The organism is Kribbella flavida DSM 17836 (assembly GCF_000024345.1).
GTDB lineage: Bacteria > Actinomycetota > Actinomycetes > Propionibacteriales > Kribbellaceae > Kribbella > Kribbella flavida.
On the sequence record NC_013729.1, the window covers coordinates 4572329 to 4592885 of the forward strand.

Genomic DNA, 20557 nt, shown 5'->3' on the forward strand with positions numbered 1-20557 from the left:
GATCACTTCCAGTACTTGACCCGAGGGTCAAGCAGCGGTAGGAGGAGGTCCAGCAGGAGAACGGCGGTGAGCACCGAGAAGATCGCGATGTCGGTCACGCCGATGATCGTGTTGAAGTCGAGCTGCTGGATCGCCGTCACCAGGGTGGTCCCGAGCCCCGGGTAGTTGAACAGCTGCTCGACCAGCACGTTGCCGTTGAAGATGAAGCCGAGCGAGATGCCGAACGCGGTCACCTGCGGCAGGTAGCAGTTGCGCAGCGCGTACCGGGTCAGGATCCGCCACGGCTTCAGGCCCTTGGCTTCGGCGTACACCAGGTAGTCCTCGCCGAGCACCGGGACCATCAGCATCCGGGTGGACAGGATCCAGCCGAAGGTTCCGATCAGCATGATCGAGAATCCGGGCAGCAGCGCGTGCTTGAGCACACTCCCGATGAAGTCGGCGCTGATCCCGGGACTGATCGCGGAGTCGTACGCCGACCGGGCCGGCAGCATGCCGAGGGTGTAGGCGAAGACGTAGACCAGGATCAGCGCGACGAAGAAGAACGGGACGTGGGCCAGCGCGATCGACAGGTTCGTGGTGATCGTCGATCCCAGCTTGCCGCGCCGCCAGCCGGCGATCGCGCCGATGACGAGGCCGAGGATCCACGACATCACCGCGGCGACACCGAGCAGACCGATGGTCCACGGCAACGAGTGCATGATGACGTCCTGCGCCGGCGTCGGGTAGTTCAGCAGCGACGGACCCAGGTCGCCGTGCAGGATCAGGTTCTCCATGTACTTCAGGTACTGCGAGAAGATGTTGCCGTCCAGCCCGAACTCGTGCCGGTACCGCTCGATGATCTCCTCGCTGGCCTGCTGGTTGTAGACGTAGTTCTGCTGCAGGGTCTGGATCAGCGTCTGGATCGGGTCGCCCGGGATCATCCGGAAGAAGAAGAACGCGATCGTCAGCGCTCCCCACAGCTCGACCAGGTAGAGCCCGAACCGGCGCAGCGCGTACGCCGCCAGCGGGTGCCGCGCCAGCCAGGCCCGGCCGCCCCGGGAGGGAGCGCTCTCCGCGCTCTCTCCCACCACGGTCTCGGCCGGCGGCGCGGTGGCGGTCACGCCGGGCCCTTCTGCCCGGTCGCCTTCAGCCGGCCGAGCACGAAGATGAAGTGCGACCACCAGTTCAGCGGCACCTGGTACAGGTCGTCGTCGGTCGGCCATCCGGTCCAGAAGGCGGTGTTGAAGAACGACGGGTACCCGGTCTGGATCACCGGCAGCAACGGCAACTGCTGGAAGTAGAGCTCCAGCGCCTCGTCCAGCAGCGGCTTCGCCTCGGGCGTGGTCGGGTCCAGCTGGGACAGCTTGAGCGACAGCTCGTCCAGCTTGGGGTTCCTCAGCCGCATCTTGTTCTTGCCGGCCGCGTTCTTGCCGATCGGCTGCGCCTTGCTGCTCTCCCAGTCGGTGTAGAGCTGTTGCGGGTCGAAGGCGAAGCCGGCCCAGTTCGAGTCGATGTCGTACTCGCCGCGCTGGAACTTCTCGTCGTGCACACTGCCGGTCAGGCTGCGCAGCGTGGCCGGGACGCCGACCTTGGCGAGGTCGGTCTTGAGCACGTCCGCGATCGCGTACTCGTCCTTGTTCACCGGGGCCGGGGTGATGATCTCGAGATTGATCTCCTTGCCCTTGTACGTCCGTCTGCCGGCCGCGTTCTTCGGCGCGATCTCGTCCAGCAGCGCGTTCGCCTTGTCCAGGTTGTACTCGAACTTGTACCTCTCCGCGAGCTCGTCGTTCTTCCACTTGTCGTTGCTCGGGTAGTCCGCCCACGGGTAGATCGCGGCCGGGACCTCGACCTGCCAGATCGACTTGCCGATCTTCTCCCGGTCCAGGCAGTGGTTGATGGCCCAGCGCATCTTCGGCTCGGCGATGACACCGCGGGCCGGGTCGCAGTTCAGCCACAGCACCCGGGGGTTCGGGTCGTGGAACTGAGTGGTGACCAGGTGCGGGTAGCCGCCGTTGCGCAGCTGCTTGGCGTGCTGCTCGTCGATCGAGCCGACGTCGAACTCGGCCCGCTCGAACGCCAGCGACGCCGAGTCCGCCTGCTTGGAGGTGCTCTGGTAGACCACGTACTGCGGTGCCGGGTCCAGCTGGTCCTTGGCCCAGTAGTCCGGGTTCTTCTCCCAGACGAACATCTTCTGGCTCCGGATCGCCTGCTTCAGCTTGTACGGCCCCGTCCGGGTCGGCGGGTTCTCCTTGAACTTGGTGGGGTCCTGCCCCTTCCAGACGTGCTCGGGCAGGATGTCGAACCCGCTGGCGATCGCGGCGACGAAGGTGTAGTGCAGCCGCGGCGTCGCCTTCTTCATCTTGATCACCGCGGTGTGCTGGTCCGGCACCTCGACGTCCTGAACGAACTCGCCCAGGTCGCCACCGCCACCGAACAGGTCCTTGCGGTCCTTGAGCAGCATCACGGTGAACCGGAAGTCGTTCGCGGTGAGCGGCTTGCCGTCGCTCCACTTCGCCTTCGGGTCGAACGTGAACGTCAGCTGGGTGTGCGAGTCGTTGTACTTGTAGCCGGTGGCCAGCCACGGCTTCAGCTCGCCGGTGGCCAGGTTGAGGTAGAACATCGCCTCGCGGCAGACCGACTCGAACCCGGCGCCGGACTGCCAGCCGTTCGGGATCATCGTGTTGAAGCTGTCGAACACGTTGTACTCGACCTGGCCGACGACCACGGTCTGGTCACGCGGCGTGGGGATGTTCGCCTTGCCGATCTGCACGGACTTGGTGGCGGCGGGCTTGTTCGCCGGCTTGTCGGAGTACGAGCCGCCGCTCCCGGAGCAGGCGGCCAGCAAGCCGGCCAGACCGGCCGCGGCACCTCCTCCGACCAGGCTGCGACGGCTGAGCTGGTAGCGCAGGACATCGGCGACGTCCTCGAACTGCGGGCGCGGGGCATCGTTCACTTTCGGAACTCCTTCGGTCCGGAGAGGGCTCGGCCTGGCCGCGGCGCGGGCCGGTTCGACGGCGGCACGGCGTCCGGGGGCCGCTGTGACGCAAGCACCTCCGTTTCGCTTGCCCAGGGGCGGGGGATGACTGCCCGAAACGTTTCCAGGACTATAGGTAGCGATGACAACGATGGCAATACTTCGTTGGCAGGTTGGCCGTTGTGCTCGGATTACGACTGCGCAACGGCGAAGCGGGGACTGACAACGAAAGTTCGCGTTGCGTGATCGTCGGCGTCACACGGTCCGTCACACGGCGAGCGCGTTGCATCGGCATCGTCGCCGGACCGGGCGACGTCCCGGGACGGTCCCGGGCCACGTGTCACCGGGGGACGCACCAGTTCTAGGGGGAACACGCATGACGAGTACCGCTGTCGATTTCGCGGCGATCAAGGACAAGCAGCGCGCGGGCTGGCAGACCGGTGACTACCCGCGGGTCGGCAACACGCTGCAGATCATCGCCGAACTGCTGGTCGAGGCAGCCGACGTCCGGGCCGGGCAACGCGCTCTCGACGTCGCCTGCGGCCAGGGCAACGCGGCGATCGCGGCGGCCCGCCGATTCGCTGAGGCCACCGGCGTCGACTACGCCGCCAACCTGCTTGCCCAGGGCCGGGAACGCGCGGCCGCCGAGCACCTGGACGTCACATTCACCGAAGGTGACGCGGAGAACCTGCCGGTGCCGGACGCTTCGTTCGACCTGGTGCTCAGCACAGTCGGCGTGATGTTCGCCCCGAACCATCAGCAGGCGGCCGACGAGCTCATCCGGGTGACCGCGCCCGGCGGCAAGATCGCGCTCTCCAGCTGGACCCCGACCGGCATGGTCGGGCAGATGTTCAAGGTGGTCGGCAAGTGGACTCCGCCGCCGGCCGGGGTGAAGCCCGCCGTGTTGTGGGGTACCGAGGAGCACCTGACCGAGCTCTTCGGCGACCGGGTGCAGTGGATCGCGCTGAACAAGCGCGAGTACGTCTTCCGCTACCACTCGCCGGAGCACTTCTCGGAGTGGTTCCGCCAGTTCTACGGCCCGATCACCAAGCTCGCCGGGTCCCTGTCGGAGCAAGACCGCGCCACGTTCGCGGCGGAGCTCGCCGACGTGCCGCGCTCCTTCAACCAGGCCGATGACGGAACGGTGGCCGCCCGCGCGGAGTACCTGGAAGCCGTGGGCGTACGCCGCTGAGGCTCGCCGGGAACGCGCGATCCGGGCGATCCCGGCGTGCGCGGGGTGCGGGGTGCGCGGGGTGCGCGGGGTGCGGGGGTGCGCTTTCGCGGCGTACGCGGTGTGCTGACGTTCGCGTCGTTCGCGTCGTTCGCGTCGTTCGCGTCGTTCGCGGTCTGCACGGCGTGCGCGGCGTTCGCGGTCGGTGCGGCGTGCGCGGTCTGTGCAGTCTGCGCGGTGTGCGCGTTAGCGGCATGCGCGGCGTTTGCGCCGTTCACGCTGTTCGTGCCGTTCGCGGCGTTCGCGCTCTTCGCGCCGTTCCCGGTCTGCGCGGCGCGCGCAGTCTGCGCGGCGTGCGCGGTCTGCGCGGTGTGCGCGCGTTCGCGGCGTCGAGGAGGGTGAGGTACGACAACCCGCTTCCGCGCTGCCGGCAGATCTCCCGGCAGCAGCAGCGCGTCGGCGTGGCCGCGATCGTGCTGCCGCTGCCCGGCGTACGGGTCGACGATTGCTTGCCCCTGGCGGATGCGGGGCGCGTGGAGATGAGGCCGGCCAGGGGCGGAGTTGGCGGTGACATCACCGGGGTGGTGGGTCCACACTGAAGGGCGGGGGTGGGACTCATGATGGGCACGATCCGGCTGCTCGGGCGGCCGACGATCGAGTACGACGGGGTGGCGGTCCGGTCGCCGCGCGGCCGGAAGAGCTGGGCCCTGCTCGCTTACCTGCTGCTCACCGAACGCCCACCGACCCGCAAGCGCCTGGCCGAACTGCTGTTCGCGGACGCCGCCGACCCCCTCGGCGCCCTGCGCTGGAGCTTGGCGGAACTGCGCCGCGCCCTCGGCGTACCCGACATCCTGACCGGCGACCCGATCGTCGCATCCCTTGAAAACAAGCTGATCGTCGACGTGCTGGAAGTGGTTGACGCGTCCGACGCCGCCAGGTTGCTGACCGTCAACGGTGAGCTGCTCGAAGGCGTCGACCTGGCCGCGTGCCCGGAGTTCGAGTCCTGGCTCCTGGTCGAACGCCACCGAGTAGCAGCCGCCCTGGAAGCCCGCCTCCGTGAGGTCGCCATGCGACTTGTGGCGGCCGGCCGCGGACACGACGCGATCGCCTTCGCCGCCCGCGCAGTCGACTTGAACCCTTTCGATCAGGGCAACCACGAGCTCCTGGTCCGCAGCCTCGCGGTCGCCGGAGATCGCCGGGCAGCGCTCCACCAGGTGGCAGTCTGTGACGACATGCTCAACCGCGAACTGGGCATCGAGCCATCCGCCGCCCTCCGAGAGGCAGCAACCGCACCAGAAGACCGACTAGACGCATCACGGCACAGCGCGGACGCACCACAACCGTGGTCGGCCGGAGCACAGTCGTCGTGCGATACATCGCCCGCATCTCCCAAGACGCCCCGCGCACGGTCGCCGATCAACGAGTTGCCAGCGGGGCCGGCTGTGGCGCCAGGGCGCGACACGGCAACGACCTCGGACGCGGCTGCGGCAGCGGAGGCGGGCGTGGTTGCGGCAGCGGACGTGGTTGCGGAAGCGGACGCGGCAGCGGCAGCGGACGTGCTTGCGGCAGCGGACGTGGCTGCGACCTGGGACGCGGCCGCGGCAGCGGACGTGGCTGCGACCTGGGACGCGGCCGCGGCAGCGGACGTGGCTGCGACCTGGGACGCGGCCGCGGCAGCGGATGTGGCTGCGACCTGGGACGCGGCTGCGGCAGCGGATGTGGCTGCGCCTCCGGTGGCGGCAGGCCGGAGCAGGCCCGCAGCACCGGAACTGCCCACGGCAGGCCCTGTGCGCACCGCGAGCCCTGGAACGCACGTTGCGCGGCTTCCCCACCAGGACGGTTCTCCGCGGAGTCCGCGCGCAGGACCCGCGCCGGGAGCCGACCTATCTACCGCGGCTCAGGAGATCGCCGCGCAGCTACATCGGGAGCCTGCGGCGGCACGGCGCTTCGCGGCGGCACGGGACGGCTCCCAGGCACGGACCGTCTCCCCGGCACCGGACGGCTCCCCGGCACGGGACGGCTCGCCGGCGGCACGGGAGTTGGCCCCGGTGGGACAGAAGACGCCCCCTAGCGAGGAACGTTGGCGGCAGGCGGTCGGGGCGCGCGCTGCGGCGTCAAGTCAGCTGGAAGCGGGGCGGGCCGCCATCGCCGCGGGCGCCGTCGAGGCCGGGCTCGAATGTCTTCGGAGAGCGGTATCTGAGGCTGCGCGCAGCCACGATGTCGCACTGCGGGGACGCGCTCTCGCCGCTCTCGGTGGTGCTCTCGTGCACGCGATCCGCGGGCGCGACGAAGAGGGCGCGATCGTGCTGCACGAAGCGATAGCGGTCGCGCAACAGGCCGGCGACCGGGCGACGGTGGTGACGGCGTACCGGGAACTCGGTTTCGTCGAGGTCCAGGCCGGGCGGCGGGCGACGGCGGAAAGCTGGCTAGGCAAGGCGCAGGCTCTGGCAGCTACCGGCGAGGAGCTGGCGGCGATTCTCGGCGTACGCGGGATGAACTCCTCCGACCTGGCCGACTACCCTGCGGCGCTCGAGTACTTGGGCGAATCAGTCCAGCTGGCAGCCGGACAAGGTGACCACCGACAGCAGGCGTGGTCGTTGTCGCTTCTGGGCCGCGCGCACCTGCTGCGCGGCAACCACAGCCAGGCCACCGCAACCATCGCCGAGTCGCTCGAACTGGTCCGGCGGCAACGCTGGATCGCCTTCCAACCGTGGCCTCAAGCGCTGCAGGCCGAACTCGACCTCGCCGCAGGCCGAGTCGACGAGGCAACTGACGGCTTCGAGCAGGCTTGGGCCCTCGGCTGCCAGCTCAACGACCCTTGCTGGGAAGGAATGGCAGCGCGCGGTCTCGGTATGGTCAGCGCCGGCCGCGGGGACTACGCGAACGCCTTCCGCTGGCTCGACCAGGCCGCCGGTCACGCGAGCCGAGAGCCAGACCGCTACCAATGGGTCCATGGTTACGTCCTCGACGCGGCAGCCAGCACCGCCCTCGTCCGGCCCGATCCGGACCGCGCCCGCCCGGTCGCGGCACAACTGGCCTCCCTCGCCGCGCGCTGCGAAATGCGCGAACTCGTCGTCCGCGCCCAACTCCACCTCAGCCACCTCGGCGACGAGCAAGCCACCGACAAGGCGCGCCTGATCGCGGCCGGCATCGACAACCCCGCCCTCACCCATCTGCTCGACCAGGCCCCTGAGAACGCGCTCTCCCGGAACTGACCGCGCTCCCCCCGCGACGGCCCGCGGTTCGTCCTCCGCTTTGAACCGCCCGGGTCAGCGTCGACCTGCCAGGGCCCAACTGTTCGTGGCGCTGGACCGTCCCGCCGAAGTGGCGCCGCTCGGAGGATGGCAGTTCATCCGTCTGCGCTGGTAAACGCGCTGTCAGTCGGACAGTGGGGGAGGGCCTAACTGTTTGTGGCGCTGGACCGTCCCGCCGAAGTGGCGCCGCTCGGAGGATGGCAGTTCATCCGTCTGCGCTGGTGAACGCGCTGTCAGTCGGACAGTGGGGTGTCGAATGTGGCGTCGACGCGGAGTTCCGAGGCTCGGGCAGGATCGCTGAGCACGGCGAGAATGACGTGCCGCTGGTCCCAGCGTCCGGCGGACCAGGCAAGCGCCTTGGCCAGCCCGTTGAAGGTCGCCGCGTGCGGCGCGCCGTCGTCGTCGACCCACCACGACACCTCGTACCCGTCGACGGTGAGCTCCTCGTGCTCCCACCAGGTGTCCGGCACCTGCGGAACCAGCTCGCGCACTATCGGCGGCACCTCCGCCTCCGTACCGATCCCGTCGATCTTGCCCGCGGCAACCTCCCCGGCCATCGGCACCTCGAACAGATCGCTCAGCCCGTCCGCGACCACCCCGGACGCGACCACGAATCCGCCGAGATCCTCCCGCTGCAACCACATCGGCGCATCCGCCACCACCGCCTCTCCCGCGGCAACCACTCGACTCAGTACCTCAACGGCACCGGAGCCGGCATACCCGTCGGATCCGTCGTACCCCACGTCGGATCCGTCGTACGTCGAGTCGTCGCGGTGCACATCGTGCGCGCGGTGCCCCTCGTGCCCGTCGTGCCGGTCGTGCCGGTCGTGCGCATGGTGCTCCTCATGCCGGCGGTGCGCGTCGTCGCGGGACTCGCCGAACTCGCCGGACGCCGAACCTGCGCCTGCTCCTTCACCGCCCGACCCACCGGAAATCGGCACAGCGTCGCCCGACCCCACACCAAGCGCAATCCCCTCGTCCGTCCCGGCAACGGCGGGGGCGACTTGAGCTGCACTCTCGTAGCTGGGAACGGCGTCCATCGGTTCGGCAGAGTGAGTCGTTGGGTCGCCAAGGACGCGGACGCGATCAGGCGCAGAGTCGGGGTAGACCGTGAGGGCGCCAAGTCGCTGCCAGAGTCGCAGGATCGCGCTCTCTCCGATCTCACGGCCGGGATCAGCGAGTCGGTCCAGCAGTAGTCCGACTCCGTCGGCATCCAGGTCCGCGACGGTTCGCACGAAGCCGACCGCCGTCCGGACCTCCGGGTCGAGCTGTGCGGTCCACTCGGGTGCCGCGTCGAGCAGGCTCGCCAGCACCGGCTCCGCCTCGGGATCCGCCCGGCCGGCCAGCGGCTCGCCGTCCTCCAGAAGAACGCGCTCTCTGATCCACCATGCCGCGTACGACGGGACGCCGTACGCGCGGTCGTCGGGTCCGACAACTCGTGCCTGGTCGACCAAGGCTCGCCGCAGCTCGGGCGAAGTCCCGAAAAGCTCGAGCACCCGAGGCCAAGCGTCGTCGGTGATCCAGTCCAGGTCTCGCACCGCAACCAGTTCGCCCACGGCGACGCCGTACCGCGAACCCTCCGGCGCGACATCGTCTGCCCAGTCCTCGATGCCGTCGAGATCGGCCAGTGCCTCCGGCAACTCGTCGAGGGAGACATCGGCCGCCGAGACCGTACCCAGAGAGCTCAGTACGCCGACCGCTTCCAGCGCGTCCGTGCCGTAGTGCTCCAGCAGATCGCGCTCTATCGGCGCGACCTCGTCCGGGTCGAGCACAGCTTCGGCCACAGAACCCGGGATCACCAACGCGTTCGCGGGCACCCATTCGCCGTCGGCGTCACGCAGTACGAGATCGGAGAGCCACCAAAGTCCTTCGGCCTGGGCCGGGTCCACCGCGACGACTCCGAGGACAGCTGCTGCGATGGTGGCCGGGTCATCCGCGTCGGTGGAGTTCTCGACGGCCGCGCGGACTGCGCTGTCCTCGAGCAACGTGCGAGGGGTCGCGGGAAGCGCTCCCAGGCGTTCCAGGGTCTCGTGCACCGCGTCGGGGTGCACCACGCGGACGCCGTACTCGCCGAAGGTTGCGAGGACGTCGTCCGGGAGATCGGGCCCGGGCAGCAGGAGGCCGCGGACACCGCGCACCAGTCGGCCGTCCGCGAGCGGGACCGGCAGTGTGCCCAGCGCTTCCCGGAGCAGCGGTTCGGTGACCATGGCGGAGAGCGCTCCATATGTTTCCCTCCACCACTCCGGCAGGCGGGACTCCGCGACCGCACCGATCTGGTCGATCAACTCCGCAAGGTCCAGCCGGCGCACGCCCAGTGCATCCAGCGCGAGCCGGTCCTGCCGCCGGGACCGAACCAGGCCCGGAACCATCGTCGCCAGCACCGTCGTAAATGTGTCATCCGCACCCTCCACCACCACCGCGTCCCGAGGCCGCAACAAACCGGCCGCCGGACGACCGATCGGCCCTTCGACCGCCGTGCCGGCCGACGATCCGGCTGGTACGTCGGCCCAAGTGTCGAGGGGCGCATCGGGTCGGGCGTCGGGGAGGTCCCCGGCCTCGGTGGTGGTTGGCACGTCGGCCCATGGGCCGGCGGGTTCATCGGCCCGGGGGTCAGGCAAGTCCCCGATCTCCGTGGCGGCTGGCCCATCGACCCCGACTTCTGCGAGTGCAGCGGTCCGGGTGTCAGGGAGGTCGCCGGCCCAGGGCTGCGATGGCAGGTCGGCCGGCGTCTCGGGCGGCTCGTTCGATCGGGAGGAGGGCGATGCGTCCAGCGGCGTGCCGAACGACTCCGGGCGGTTCTCGGCTTGGCGCAGGAGTGGGGTGTGCGGGAGTTCGGCGAGGATTGCGTCGCGGAGGGCACGATCGAGGGCTCCGGCAGCCAGGCCGGTGGGAACCAGCGGAAGGACGTTCATCCCGGTCTCGGAGTGGTGCTGGAGAAGCTCGGCGTAGGCGCGAGCGGCCTCGTGGACCAAGTGGTCGGTCAGCGGCCCCTTCGCCACGTGACGGCGCGCGGCATCCAGCGGAAAGGTTGCCAGCAGCAAGGCGGGCAGCGACAGCGGCTCGTCCGTTGGCGTCGGCGCGTGCACAGTGCGCGGAATCTCGGCGTCCGCCGATCGCGGCAGCGCCCACAGCACCGACCAGTGCGGCCGGCTCCGTTCCTCGATCGGGCGGTCCGCCAGCAACCGCTCTCTGTCGTTCTCGTCGAATGTTCCTGCGGCTCGTTGCACCGTCCACCGGGACAGTACGTCAGCGAGAACCCGCTCCTCCCCGTCAACCTCGATCTCGATCCGTTCCAGACCAGGAAGTGCGAGCAGCAACGCATCGTCGGCCTCGTCGAGCAACCGCCGCACCAGCTCGCTCGCCGCCTCGTCACGCAAGGGCAGGATCACCGCGGTGTCGAACCCCTCCGGCGGTTCACCCTCCGCCGAGAAGGGCAACCGCAACACGGGTACGTGCCCGTCCCGGCGGCGCACCTCGGTGTCCAGGCCGGGAGACCCGAGCGCCCCGACGGCCGCCGCTGTGTCGGCCCGCGAAAACCGGACGCCGCCGGTTCGCGACAGAATCACCGGCTCATCGGTGACCGCGAGCACCGCAGCGAACCCGACGCCGAACCGCCCCACCGCGCTCTCCGCGTCATCGCGTTTCGCCGACGCCCGCAAGGTGGCCAGCGACTCGACTCCGGCCGCTGACAGCGGCGTACCGGTGTTCGCGACCACCAGCGTCCCGTCCCGGAGCGAGAACCGGACCCGCCCCGGGACACCGGCCCTGACCGCAGCGTCCGCGGCGTTCTGGGCAAGTTCGACCACGACCCGGTCCAGGTAACCGCCGAGTGCCAGGTCTTCCTCGGCGTTCGCGTCCTCCCTGAACCGCACCGCTGCGGCGGCCCAGCTCGCCAGAACGCGCTCTCTGATCCCAGCACTTCCGAACTCGTCACTCACGCCCTGGAGTATGCCGCCCTTCGCCGGCGGTCACCGCCCGCCCCCGCGCGCATGCCCGGGAAAGGAGGGGGTACCGGGGCCCAGAGCTGAGGAGGGTTCGTCATGGGAGTTCCGTTGGTGATCGCACTCGTTGTGATCGCGCTGGCAGCCCTCGGGTATGTCATCTTTTCGCTGTTCGCCGCTGGACGAGGCGCGGCAGCAGCCGGGCAGTCCCTCGCGGGAGACCACGCGCCGGAGACTGCGGCGCACACCGACGAGCGGACCAAGAGCCGTTCGGTCGACACCACGCCGCCGGACGACAGCGACTCGGGCGCGGGACGCAGCTGAGCAACCGCTCTCCCGTCGTTTCTCACCGCACTTGCCCGGACTGGCTACGCGCCGCCGGCCCGCGCGGTGACACCGTCGGCGGCGTAGCTTGAGCGGGTGGACTTTCAGGACGTAGTGCGACGGCGACGGATGGTTCGGCGGTACGACCTCGATCGGCCGGTGCCGGAGGAGATCGTCGAGCGACTGCTCGACAATGCGATGCGGGCGCCGTCGGCCGGCTTCTCCCAAGGTTTCGGCTATCTCGTGCTCGACACGCAGGAGGACATCGCGCGCTTCCGCGCCGCCTCGACTCCCGTCGAGCAGCCGGAGAACTGGTTGGCCGCCAACGTGCAGGCTCCGTTGTTGATCGTGGTTCACTCCAACAAGGACGCTTATCTCGACCGGTACGCCGAACCGGACAAGGGCCACACCGACCGAGCCGAGGACTGGTGGCCGGTTCCGTACTGGGACGTGGACGCCGGGATGTCGGCGCTGCTGATCCTGCAGACCGCGGTCGACGCCGGCCTCGGCGCGTGCTTCTTCGGGCTCCCGGCCGACCGGATCCCGGTCTACCGAGAGCAGTTCGGCGTCCCGGACAACTTCTCCCCCATCGGCGCGATCTCGATCGGCTACTCCGACGAGCCGCCGCGCGATCTGAGCAAGCGGCGCAAGCGCGCCACCGAGCTGGTCCACCGAGGTCGCTGGACCAGCTGACCTGTCCCTGTGGCGTCAGCGCAGCCAGCGCCAACGGCACAGGGCATGGAATCGGTGCTGCCGAGTGAGCGCCGGTGGCACGAGCGATGGGCTCACTGCATCGTCGGCCGCGCCTGGGCGAAGGTCCAGCGGTGCCCTTCCAGGTCGTCGACCTCGTAGCAGCGATAGCCGTGCTGGTGGATCTCGGAGACGATCTTGGCGCCCTGCTCGGAGCTTCGGGCGAAGTGCGCGTCGAGGTCGTCGACGTACACCCACACCCCGTGGTCCACCGGCCGCGGCACCGTGGCACCTTCCTCCAGCTTGAAGAGCAGGACCGCCGAGAGACCGATGTGCAACTCGATCCAGGACGGTTGTTCACCTTCCGCCGGGATCCGGTCCCACGAGCCGAGCCCGAACACCGTGTGCAACCAGCGAGCAGCCGCCGCGGGGTCTTCGTAGTACAGAACCACGCTCAAGCGGTCGAGTTCACGGGGCGTGCGCAGATCGCGCCTGGTCACCCAGCCGACGAACCACGGGATCACGTTCGGCCAGAAGTAGAAAGCGCTCTCGCCGCCCGGAACGAGGGTCTGCTCGACGCTCACCCGCGTGCCGCCGGAGAAGGCCTCGAAGCGGATGTCGGTCTCGGTGTCGTCCACCGAACTGCGGTACGCCAGTCGGGCTCCGGGCTCCCAGGCGGTGATCCGGCCGAGTTCGAGAACGTCCTCACCGGCCGGATCGCCCGCTGGGCGGTAGACCTCCAGGATCCGGCCACCGACCCCGGGTTCGATCTGCATCGCCACGGCCCGGGCGGCGTCGAAGAAGTTGATCGGCCCTCGGACCCACCACAGGTCGATCTCGTCGGTGAAGATCCGGAACGCCGTGGCGGGATCGGCGGCGACCTCGACGGATGCGGACGCGGACTGCTTGGTCACGGTGTCTCCCTCTGCTCGACGTGCCTCTTGAACGCTCCCAGCTGCTCCTGCCAGTGCGCCTGGATCTGGTCGAGCCAGGCTTGGACGGCGACGACCGGTTCTTGGCGCAGCCGGAAGATGCGCAGCCGGGCATCGTCCGGGACTCGCTCGTCGGTGACCAGCTCGGCGGCCAGCAGAATCTTCAGGTGCCGGCTCATCGCCGGCGACGACGTGCCGGTCGCGGCAGCCAGCTGACCTGCTCGCAGTGGCCCGCTGCCCAGCAACTGCACCACCTGCCGACGGGTCGGATCGGCCAGCACCTCGAAGAAGCGGTCCACTTCGGCGTCCACCATGGCGATATACTTGCATCTATCGTTAACTATTATCAAGAGCTCGAACTTCTTCGGCTGTGTCGTCCTGGACGAGAACGCGCTCTCTCGCGGTTATGCCCTAAGTTGGCGGCTGTGATCTCACCTGGCAGCCGCTACGTCGCGCTCGGCAGCTCGTTCGCCGCTGGTCCTGGCATCGCCCCCGAGATCGACAAGGCCGCTGGGCGGTCGCAGCGGAACTATGCCCACCTGGTCGCCGAGCGGCTCGAGCTCGATCTGATCGACGTCACGTACTCCGGAGCGACCACGGCGCACCTGCTGTCCGAGCGCCAGGACGATGCGCCGCCGCAGATTAATGCCGTCGGCCACGCACCGAGCTGGTCACAGTGACGGCTGGTGGCAACGACCTGGACTACATCGGCTCGTTCCTCCGCGGCAGCGTGATGAACACCTGGGCCAAACCGGCGACGATCTTCGGCCGCCGGGTTGCCAACCGCATCCGCGCCCGGGTCAGCTACCTGCGCGACGAGTCCGCGTACGACGCCGTGACCGACTCGCTGGCCGAGGTCGTGAAGCGCGCTCAAGAGCGCGCTCCGCGGGCCCGGGTCCTACTGGTCGACTACTTGGCCGTCGTCGGGCCGGCGACCCGCCCGAGGCTCGACGTACCGCTGAACGAGGAGCAGTTGCCGAGCATCGCGCTGATGGCTGACCGGCTCGCCGGGGTATTCGCGGCGGCGGCCGAGCGGACCGGTGCCGAGCTGGTCGCGGTCTCTGAGCTGAGCAAGCAGCACGCCGTGGGATCGCCGGAGCCGTGGACGACCGGTTTCACTGTGCGCCCGCCGGCTCTCGGAGGTTTCATGCCGTACCACCCGAACGCGGCGGGCATGGCTGCCGTCGCGGATCTGATAGCGCGTCATCTGGAGCAGACCGCCTGAGACGTGCGCCACCGGTGCCGCGATGCCCAGACGGCGGGCAGCGGCGGTTCTCTGTCTTACCCTGCTGGTCATGGCGCCAGACACGCACCTGATCCGGCCGGCGGTCGCGGCGGATGTCGAGCCACTGGTTCGGACATTGGTCCGCGCGTTCGAGGACTACCCGATGACTCGGCAGGGTCTCGCCGCGGACGGCTACCTCGACCGGCTGGAGCGGTACCAGCGGCTCTTCCTCACGCGGATCGGTTTGGCCCACGGCAAGGTGTGGGCCAGCGACGACCACAGCGCGGTCGCCGTCTGGACGACGCCGCGTACGCCACGCGATGTCTTCTCTCCGCTGGCACCCGAGTTGCGCGAGATCGCGGGAGAGCGCGCTCTCGTCGCTGAAAGCTACGAGCAGGCGATGAGCGTACTCCGGCCGCGCGAGCCGCTCTGGTTCTTGAACGTGGTGGGCGTCGCTCCCGACCGGCAGGGACGCGGGCTCGGCCGGGCGGTGATCGCTCCCGGCCTGGCCCGCGCGGATCAGGACCGCAGCGCGGCCTTCCTGGAGACCCAGGACGCCGGCAACGTCGGTTTCTACCAGTCCCTCGGGTTCGAGATCGTCGGCGAGATCGCGCTCCCCCACAACGGCCCCACCCACTGGGCGATGCGCCGTCCACCCCAGCGCTGATTCCCCCGGCGTGCCCGCTGATGCGCGCACGCCTCCATTGTCGTCGCCTGCTATCTGCCGTCGCCTGCCCGGCGAGTCATCTGGCTTCAGGCGACGCCCCAGCCGACGCCCGAGGCCCGCCCCAATCCAGCCGATGCCCAAGCCCGTCCCAATACGCTCCAGCCGATGCCCGAAGCCCGTCCCAATCCACTCCACCCGAGGCCCGAAGCCGGCCCCGCTTCACTGCAGCCGACGCCCGAGTCAGCCTGGAATTCCCCCGCGGTGCCTGGGCCTATCGGATTCAGGCAACAACGCAGGCAACCCACCCGCACGCGCGTGAACCCACCCCTGCCGTGCCGGCGCCCCTGCCCAACGTCTGAGGTCACCGTGGTTCAGGTGACTCGCCACTGGTCGTCCCGAGGTCAGCCGGCCGGCGGGCTGACGCACGAGATCAGTGATCGGATGACCTTCAAGCTCAAGCGCCCCCCGACTTTCCGGATCGCGACGGCTCACTCCCGACGCCCAGGGTCGCCGGGCGACCCTCGTCTTCGGGTCGTCAGGCGATCCGCCTCAGATGTCGGCGACCCATCCTCAGCCGTCTTCGGGTCGTCAGGGCGACCCGACCCAGCTGTCGGCGACCCATCCTCAGCCTCTTCAGGTCGTCAGGCGACCCGCCCTCAGATGTCGGCGACCCATCTCAGCTGATCAGGACGCCCCCCAAGCTCAGCTGGTCGGCGCGACGCCCTCGGGGTGGATCTCGACCGGCTGGTTCACCGGGCGACCGCCGGGGCCCGGCGTCAGGGAGATCTTGAGAGCGATCTCCAGCGCTCGCTGCTCCGTGGCCACGTCCACCACCCAGTAGCCGGCGAGCACCTCCTTGGTCTCGCTGAACGGGCCGTCGGTGATGATCGGCTCGCCGTTCTCGTCCGCCTGCAGGGTCTTCATGTGGTCGGGACCGGGCAGCCCGCGAACCTCGACCAGTTCGCCGGACTTCTGCAGCTCCTCGTTGAGGTCGTGCATGAAGTCGACCATCACCTTGACGTCTTGCTCGGACCAGGTCTGGGGCATCGCGTCCCAGCGCTGCTTGGTCGCCTGCATCAACAGCACGTACTTCATCTCGGCTCCTTAGTGCTTCTCGGCCGGCTTCGGCCCGGCCACCGCAAGCGCCATCTCGGCGCCTCCGTCAGCAACGTCGGAGCCGATTTCCCGTTCTCGACAGCCCACCCGATCCGCCCTCCTCAGAGCCACTGCTGCCGCAACGCCTGGGCGCCGGTCTGATCCCCGACCTCGCGAAGGCACCCCGCGCGCATCAGGTCGAGACAGCCCGCCTCGGCCTCAACAGAGGCGCCCAGCGAGCGGAGTTGGTGCATCCGTCCTGTCTACCAGTTCACGGCCTGCCGGGTGTACGACTCAGCCGCACTCCTACTGCGAGCCCGACCTGCTCGCCGGAGTGAAGACGTACGGCGTGGTCGTCGTAACGGGCAGGAAGCCCAGCCGCTGCAGGATCGGCGAACTGTCGTCAGATGCGTCGACCTGCAAGTACCGGTGCCCGCGTTCGGCCGCCCGGGCGGCGCGGATCGCGACCAGCGCCTTGTAGATACCTCGGCCCCGCCACTCGGTGAGGGTCGACCCACCCCAGAGTCCGGTGAAGTCCGTGCCTGCCTGGTGCACGGCCCACGCGGCCGAGACCACACGGCCGTCGGCTTCCGCGACGTAGATGTCGGCCTGGCCGGACGCCTGCCGGCCGGCCAGGTCTCCGGCCAGCCACGACCAGTCCTCACCCCAGACCGTCGACTCCATCGCGGCGATCCGCTCGAAGTCGGCCTGCACGGTGGTTCGACGGATCGTCACCCCGTCGACCAGCTCGCGCCCGCTCAGCCGGGACGCGGTGATCGCGCTCTCTGCGATCAGGACCGTTTCCTGCTCCTCGGGGACGAAGCCGGCCGCAAGCAGCCGCTGAGGCAGATCCGCCGGCAGATCGTGACCGCGGGTCTTCCACTCGACCGCCTGCCCTTTCGCCGCGAAGTAGTCGCGCTGCCGGGCGATCAGCGCGTCCAGCTCGGGGCCGTCCAGACCGTCGAGAGAGCGGTAGCTCACGAATCCCCGGCTCGGGTACTCGACTCGCACCACTGGGCCGTCCAGGGACCTCGGAGCCTCGTCGGTCTCGCGGGCGCCCCGCAGTTGCTCGTCGTACGCCGCCAGCAGGACGGCCGTCAGCTCAGTTCGCGTCTCATCGGTCACGCACGGACTGTGGCACGCCGAAGCGACTCGGCGCACCCGGTTTCCCACCTCAGCGGGCGCCCGGATCCCCCCTCACTTCGCGGCCGAACTCGCGCGCGGACTTCCGCCGCAGCCCGCGCCCGAACTCGCACCCGGATCTGCCCCCAGTTCGCGGCGAACTCGCGCCCGGATTTCCGCATCAGCTCGCGCCCGAACTCGCACCCGGAGTTCCGATTCAATTCGTGCCCGAACAGGTGCCGGGCTCCCGCCCCAGCTCGCGGCCGAACCCCCGTCTGAACCCCCGCCCGCGAACCAAGCGCGTCGACCAGGCTCGGCACCACGCGACCAGTGCCGCCGGTCCACGGCGCATCGTCGGTGCCGCGGCCTCGCTCTCGAAGGACTCACGCATCTGGTCAACGGTGATGTTTCGCGCCACCAGCAAGCTCATCGGCTCCATGGTCCGCTCCTTCACTCGGGCGCCCCTGGCGAGCGCCTTCACCGAGTACGTCGGACCCAACCGCCGCTGCTGTACATCTCGACCGCGGGCTTCGAACCCAGCATCTTCACCGCGACCTTCCCAGCGAATGCTCGCCCAGCATCCGGCTGAACACCGGCGCAGCAACTCCGAAGCCCTAGGTCTCCGTCGCGTGCACAAGGTGCCGGAGCAACCGCTCCAACTGCTCCTGCTCTCCCTCACCCAGCACGTGAACCAGCCCCTGCTCCACCTTCTGGATCTCGCCGATTCCCTGCTCCCAGATCGCGCGACCCGCCGCGGTCAGCGTGGCGACGACCTTGCGACGGTCATCGGGATCGTGGCTGCGCGCGACGTAGCCCCGCCGCTCCAGCGCGTCCAGCCGATTCGTCAGGGCCGCCGGCGACATCCCGAGCTGTTTGGCGAGCTGACCCGGCGTCGCCCGGTACGGCGTACCGCCGCGGCGCAGCATGTGCAGGGTCTTGAACTCCCACCACTGCAGTCCGTACTCCGCCAGCACGGCGTCGCGATGCCGGTCCAAGTACCGCGTGAGCACCTGGAGCCGAACCGCGATCCCCTCCACCCGGGCGTCGAAGTCGGGCACCTCTTGCGACCAGAGCGCGACATGGTCGTCCACGAAGTCCTTCACGCGTCGAATTGTTCAGCGACTGAAGATTAGTTGTCAAACCTTTCGATCTCGAAATACCGTCGGCGGCACCACTTCAGCGATCGAAAGCGAGACCCAGCGATGGCAGAGACAGCGCTCTCTCACGTTCTCACCGCGAGCTCCTTGCTCACCCGCGCGGGCCAGTGGGAGGCCGCGGCCGAGCTACTCCGGGCAACCCACGTCACCGACCCCGACGAGGACTTGCGCCTCAAGTTGGCGCTCGCCGAAGTGACCGTCGACCAGGATTTCGCCCAGCGCACGGACTACTCCGGCAGCGCCCTCACCGACCTGTCTGCTGCCCTCGCCGCGCAGTCCGACCCCGTGCCTCAGTGGGACGCCGCGATGTTGGCCCTGCGCAAGAGGTACTCCACCCACTTGTTCGCGACCTTCGACGGCGACTCCCCCGCGCCGGACAGTTCCGCAGTGGCCCAGCTCGCCGCTGAAGCCGAGCGTTTACAAGTGGAAGCCGCAGACGACTCCCGCCGCAGCGCCGCGGCGTTCTACCGCGGCCTCATCGACGACAACCTACGCGGCCAACACGCCGACGCCTTCAAGCACTACACCGGCTCCCTCGCCCTGAGCGAGTCGGCCAACGACGACCTCCAGGCGTCGTACGCGTTCCGCGACCTGGGCGACCACGCCCACACCGCCGGCGACCTGACGCTGGCCCGGACCTACTGGGAGCGCTCTACCGAGATCCGCCAGCGAGAGGGCCACCTCCTCGGCGCGCTTGCCCAGCAGGTCCTCCTGGCCACTCTCACCCGCGACGAGGGCAACCCGACCGCGGCCAAGGCCATCGCCGCCGAGACCAACCGCTGGGCTCGCCAACTCAACCTGCACTACGTCGTCGCCCAGACCGCCGAACTCCTGCAGGAAAGCTGAGCCCGTGGTTCACGCGGTCGATCAACTCGGCATCGTTCGACGGCCACCTCGTTGTCGGACGGCGGCGGTCAGGCGGAGTCGCGCAAGACCAGGTGGGGATCGAAGATCTTGCACACCGGTTCCGTGCCGGCGTGGGTGATCTGGTCGAGCAGGAGGCGCGACATCTCGGCGGCCATCTCCTCGAGGGGTTGGGCGACGGTGGTGAGCCGGGGAGTCGAGGTGCTGGCGGGGGCACTGTCGTCGAACCCGATGACAGCTACGTCGGCGGGAACCGCGCGGCCGGCGTCCCGGAGGGCTCGGAGGGCGCCGGCCGCCATCAGGTCGTTGGCGGCGAAAACCCCGTCAAGGTCGGGGGTGCGAGCCAGCAGGTCGGCCATCGCCAGCTCACCGCTCTCCAACGTGAAGTTGCCGTACGCAACGGCAGCGTAGGGCTCGCCGTGCCGTGCCATCGCCTGACGGAAGCCCGAGAGCCGGTCCTGTGCGGCTGGTACGTCGATGGGGCCGGCGATCGTGGCGACGCGCCGGCAGCCCCGAGCGACCAGACGGTCGGCGGCCAGGGCGGCGCCGACCTCGTGCGCCAGATCGACGTAGCTGATCGGTGCGTGCAGCGCCGGACGGGCGAACAGCACGGCGGGCAGACCCGCGTCGACGAACAGGCCGGGCAGGGTGTCGTCGGCGTGGGTCGACACCAGCAACGCCCCGTCCGCGTTGCCGCGGCGGACGTAGTCGACCGCTTCACCGCGCGCGGACTCGGAGTCGGCGAGCACGAGTGTGGGGTGAATGCCCTTCGTGCGCAGGTGCTTGACCACTCCCCCGGTGACGCGGCCGAAGAACGGGTCGCCGAAGACTTGTTCGGCAGAGCCGTCGGAGCCAGAGATGACCAGGGCGATGGAGCCTGCTTTGCGGCCGGCGAGCTGGCGGGCGGCGTTGTTGGGGCGGTAGCCGGTGGTGTCGACGGCGGCCATCACCTTCAGCCGCAGGGCGGCGTCGACGGTCGCGACGCCGTTGACCACTCGGGACACGGTCGCGCGCGACACACCGGCCACCCTGGCGACGTCTTCCAGGGTGGGCGTTCGGTGCTGCTTCCGCGGCCTCATGGTCACGGATCGTATCTCTGTCAACGGCTCGGCCCCTGTCGTTTGTCCACAGCCTCCTGAGCGGAGGTTCGCGCTCCCGCTTC

At 69.4% G+C, this 20557-nt stretch carries 20 protein-coding genes; 9 read left to right on the top strand and 11 right to left on the bottom strand.

The annotated features are described in order from the left end of the window. Window positions 1-2 precede the first annotated feature (2 nt). Together KFLA_RS21095 and KFLA_RS21100 are read right to left on the bottom strand one after the other, a co-directional pair. Window positions 3-1100: an ABC transporter permease gene (locus KFLA_RS21095; RefSeq protein ID WP_012921842.1), complete on the bottom strand. Its 1098-nt coding sequence runs from the start codon at window positions 1098-1100 to the stop codon at window positions 3-5. Beyond that, a complete protein-coding gene (locus KFLA_RS21100; RefSeq protein WP_012921843.1) occupies window positions 1097-2932 on the bottom strand; it encodes an ABC transporter substrate-binding protein in 1836 nt (611 codons plus the stop codon). The genes KFLA_RS21095 and KFLA_RS21100 overlap by 4 nt, the downstream gene beginning before the upstream one ends. A 397-nt stretch (window positions 2933-3329) precedes the next feature. Between KFLA_RS21100 and KFLA_RS21105 the strand changes: the two genes are divergently transcribed. The 3 genes from KFLA_RS21105 (at window position 3330) to KFLA_RS35805 (ending at window position 7339) form a co-directional block, all read left to right on the top strand. Next, a complete protein-coding gene (locus KFLA_RS21105) occupies window positions 3330-4145 on the top strand; it encodes a class I SAM-dependent methyltransferase (RefSeq protein WP_012921844.1) in 816 nt (271 codons plus the stop codon). Between the two features lie 78 nt (window positions 4146-4223). After that, the gene (locus KFLA_RS21110; protein ID WP_148256688.1) at window positions 4224-4526 is read left to right on the top strand and encodes a hypothetical protein; all 303 of its coding nucleotides are present in this window, start codon (window positions 4224-4226) and stop codon (window positions 4524-4526) included. Window positions 4527-4741: 215 nt separating this feature from the next. Continuing rightward, window positions 4742-7339, top strand: coding sequence for a tetratricopeptide repeat protein (locus KFLA_RS35805; protein WP_049797398.1), 2598 nt, complete (start codon window positions 4742-4744; stop codon window positions 7337-7339). Between the two features lie 272 nt (window positions 7340-7611). On the opposite strand, the gene KFLA_RS38405 is transcribed toward KFLA_RS35805, so the two are convergent. Then, window positions 7612-11316 carry a sacsin N-terminal ATP-binding-like domain-containing protein gene (locus KFLA_RS38405; protein WP_012921846.1) on the bottom strand — a complete coding sequence of 1235 codons (3705 nt, stop codon included), beginning with the start codon at window positions 11314-11316 and terminating at the stop codon, window positions 7612-7614. Window positions 11317-11418: 102 nt separating this feature from the next. On the opposite strand from KFLA_RS38405, the gene KFLA_RS21135 reads away from it, so the two are divergent. Both KFLA_RS21135 and KFLA_RS21140 read left to right on the top strand, forming a co-directional pair. Further along, complete coding sequence (locus KFLA_RS21135; protein ID WP_012921847.1) at window positions 11419-11643, top strand: hypothetical protein; 225 nt, start codon at window positions 11419-11421, stop codon at window positions 11641-11643. 96 nt (window positions 11644-11739) lie between these two features. Next, the gene (locus KFLA_RS21140) at window positions 11740-12336 is read left to right on the top strand and encodes a nitroreductase family protein (protein ID WP_012921848.1); all 597 of its coding nucleotides are present in this window, start codon (window positions 11740-11742) and stop codon (window positions 12334-12336) included. Window positions 12337-12428: 92 nt separating this feature from the next. Here the strand turns inward: KFLA_RS21140 and KFLA_RS21145 are convergent, their stop codons facing one another. Both KFLA_RS21145 and KFLA_RS21150 read right to left on the bottom strand, forming a co-directional pair. After that, window positions 12429-13247: a VOC family protein gene (locus KFLA_RS21145; RefSeq protein ID WP_012921849.1), complete on the bottom strand. Its 819-nt coding sequence runs from the start codon at window positions 13245-13247 to the stop codon at window positions 12429-12431. Continuing rightward, window positions 13244-13579 carry an ArsR/SmtB family transcription factor gene (locus KFLA_RS21150; RefSeq protein WP_012921850.1) on the bottom strand — a complete coding sequence of 112 codons (336 nt, stop codon included), beginning with the start codon at window positions 13577-13579 and terminating at the stop codon, window positions 13244-13246. The genes KFLA_RS21145 and KFLA_RS21150 overlap by 4 nt, the downstream gene beginning before the upstream one ends. Before the next feature lie 111 nt (window positions 13580-13690). Between KFLA_RS21150 and KFLA_RS38410 the strand changes: the two genes are divergently transcribed. The 3 genes from KFLA_RS38410 to KFLA_RS21165 all read left to right on the top strand — a co-directional run bounded on the left by KFLA_RS38410 (window position 13691) and on the right by KFLA_RS21165 (window position 15157). After that, entirely contained in the window at window positions 13691-13945 is a 255-nt protein-coding gene (locus tag KFLA_RS38410; RefSeq protein ID WP_041289427.1) for an SGNH/GDSL hydrolase family protein, read from the top strand. Then, window positions 13942-14490 carry a GDSL-type esterase/lipase family protein gene (locus tag KFLA_RS21160; protein WP_049797400.1) on the top strand — a complete coding sequence of 183 codons (549 nt, stop codon included), beginning with the start codon at window positions 13942-13944 and terminating at the stop codon, window positions 14488-14490. Before KFLA_RS38410 ends, KFLA_RS21160 begins: the two co-directional genes overlap by 4 nt. A gap of 70 nt (window positions 14491-14560) precedes the next feature. Further along, a complete protein-coding gene (locus KFLA_RS21165; protein ID WP_012921851.1) occupies window positions 14561-15157 on the top strand; it encodes a GNAT family N-acetyltransferase in 597 nt (198 codons plus the stop codon). Window positions 15158-15859: 702 nt separating this feature from the next. On the opposite strand, the gene KFLA_RS21170 is transcribed toward KFLA_RS21165, so the two are convergent. The 5 genes from KFLA_RS21170 to KFLA_RS21185 all read right to left on the bottom strand — a co-directional run bounded on the left by KFLA_RS21170 (window position 15860) and on the right by KFLA_RS21185 (window position 18477). Continuing rightward, complete coding sequence (locus KFLA_RS21170) at window positions 15860-16252, bottom strand: YciI family protein (RefSeq protein WP_012921852.1); 393 nt, start codon at window positions 16250-16252, stop codon at window positions 15860-15862. Between the two features lie 122 nt (window positions 16253-16374). Next, window positions 16375-16506 carry a hypothetical protein gene (locus KFLA_RS39400; protein WP_012921854.1) on the bottom strand — a complete coding sequence of 44 codons (132 nt, stop codon included), beginning with the start codon at window positions 16504-16506 and terminating at the stop codon, window positions 16375-16377. Window positions 16507-16558: 52 nt separating this feature from the next. Beyond that, window positions 16559-17377, bottom strand: a complete 819-nt coding sequence (locus tag KFLA_RS21175; RefSeq protein WP_237706553.1) for a GNAT family N-acetyltransferase — start codon at window positions 17375-17377, stop codon at window positions 16559-16561. 214 nt (window positions 17378-17591) lie between these two features. Then, window positions 17592-17813 carry a hypothetical protein gene (locus tag KFLA_RS21180; protein WP_012921856.1) on the bottom strand — a complete coding sequence of 74 codons (222 nt, stop codon included), beginning with the start codon at window positions 17811-17813 and terminating at the stop codon, window positions 17592-17594. Between the two features lie 175 nt (window positions 17814-17988). Then, on the bottom strand, window positions 17989-18477 hold the full coding sequence (locus KFLA_RS21185) for a MarR family winged helix-turn-helix transcriptional regulator (protein ID WP_041289429.1): 489 nt from the start codon (window positions 18475-18477) through the stop codon (window positions 17989-17991). A 99-nt stretch (window positions 18478-18576) separates the two neighbouring features. On the opposite strand from KFLA_RS21185, the gene KFLA_RS35810 reads away from it, so the two are divergent. After that, window positions 18577-19377, top strand: a complete 801-nt coding sequence (locus KFLA_RS35810) for a hypothetical protein (RefSeq protein WP_012921858.1) — start codon at window positions 18577-18579, stop codon at window positions 19375-19377. Between the two features lie 68 nt (window positions 19378-19445). On the opposite strand, the gene KFLA_RS21195 is transcribed toward KFLA_RS35810, so the two are convergent. Next, complete coding sequence (locus KFLA_RS21195; RefSeq protein ID WP_012921859.1) at window positions 19446-20474, bottom strand: LacI family DNA-binding transcriptional regulator; 1029 nt, start codon at window positions 20472-20474, stop codon at window positions 19446-19448. Between the last annotated feature and the right edge of the window lie 83 nt (window positions 20475-20557).

What these genes read in the sequence shown, in the direction of transcription:
- KFLA_RS21135 (WP_012921847.1), top strand. Translation starts at nt 11,419, where the DNA reads ATGGGAGTTCCGTTGGTGATCGCACTCGTTGTGATCGCGCTGGCAGCC.
- KFLA_RS21195 (WP_012921859.1), bottom strand. Translation starts at nt 20,474, where the DNA reads ATGAGGCCGCGGAAGCAGCACCGAACGCCCACCCTGGAAGACGTCGCC.
- KFLA_RS35805 (WP_049797398.1), top strand. Translation starts at nt 4,742, where the DNA reads ATGATGGGCACGATCCGGCTGCTCGGGCGGCCGACGATCGAGTACGAC.
- KFLA_RS35810 (WP_012921858.1), top strand. Translation starts at nt 18,577, where the DNA reads ATGGCAGAGACAGCGCTCTCTCACGTTCTCACCGCGAGCTCCTTGCTC.
- KFLA_RS21180 (WP_012921856.1), bottom strand. Translation starts at nt 17,813, where the DNA reads ATGGAGCCGATGAGCTTGCTGGTGGCGCGAAACATCACCGTTGACCAG.
- KFLA_RS39400 (WP_012921854.1), bottom strand. Translation starts at nt 16,506, where the DNA reads ATGCACCAACTCCGCTCGCTGGGCGCCTCTGTTGAGGCCGAGGCGGGC.
- KFLA_RS21165 (WP_012921851.1), top strand. Translation starts at nt 14,561, where the DNA reads ATGGCGCCAGACACGCACCTGATCCGGCCGGCGGTCGCGGCGGATGTC.
- KFLA_RS21170 (WP_012921852.1), bottom strand. Translation starts at nt 16,252, where the DNA reads ATGAAGTACGTGCTGTTGATGCAGGCGACCAAGCAGCGCTGGGACGCG.
- KFLA_RS21150 (WP_012921850.1), bottom strand. Translation starts at nt 13,579, where the DNA reads ATGGTGGACGCCGAAGTGGACCGCTTCTTCGAGGTGCTGGCCGATCCG.
- KFLA_RS21105 (WP_012921844.1), top strand. Translation starts at nt 3,330, where the DNA reads ATGACGAGTACCGCTGTCGATTTCGCGGCGATCAAGGACAAGCAGCGC.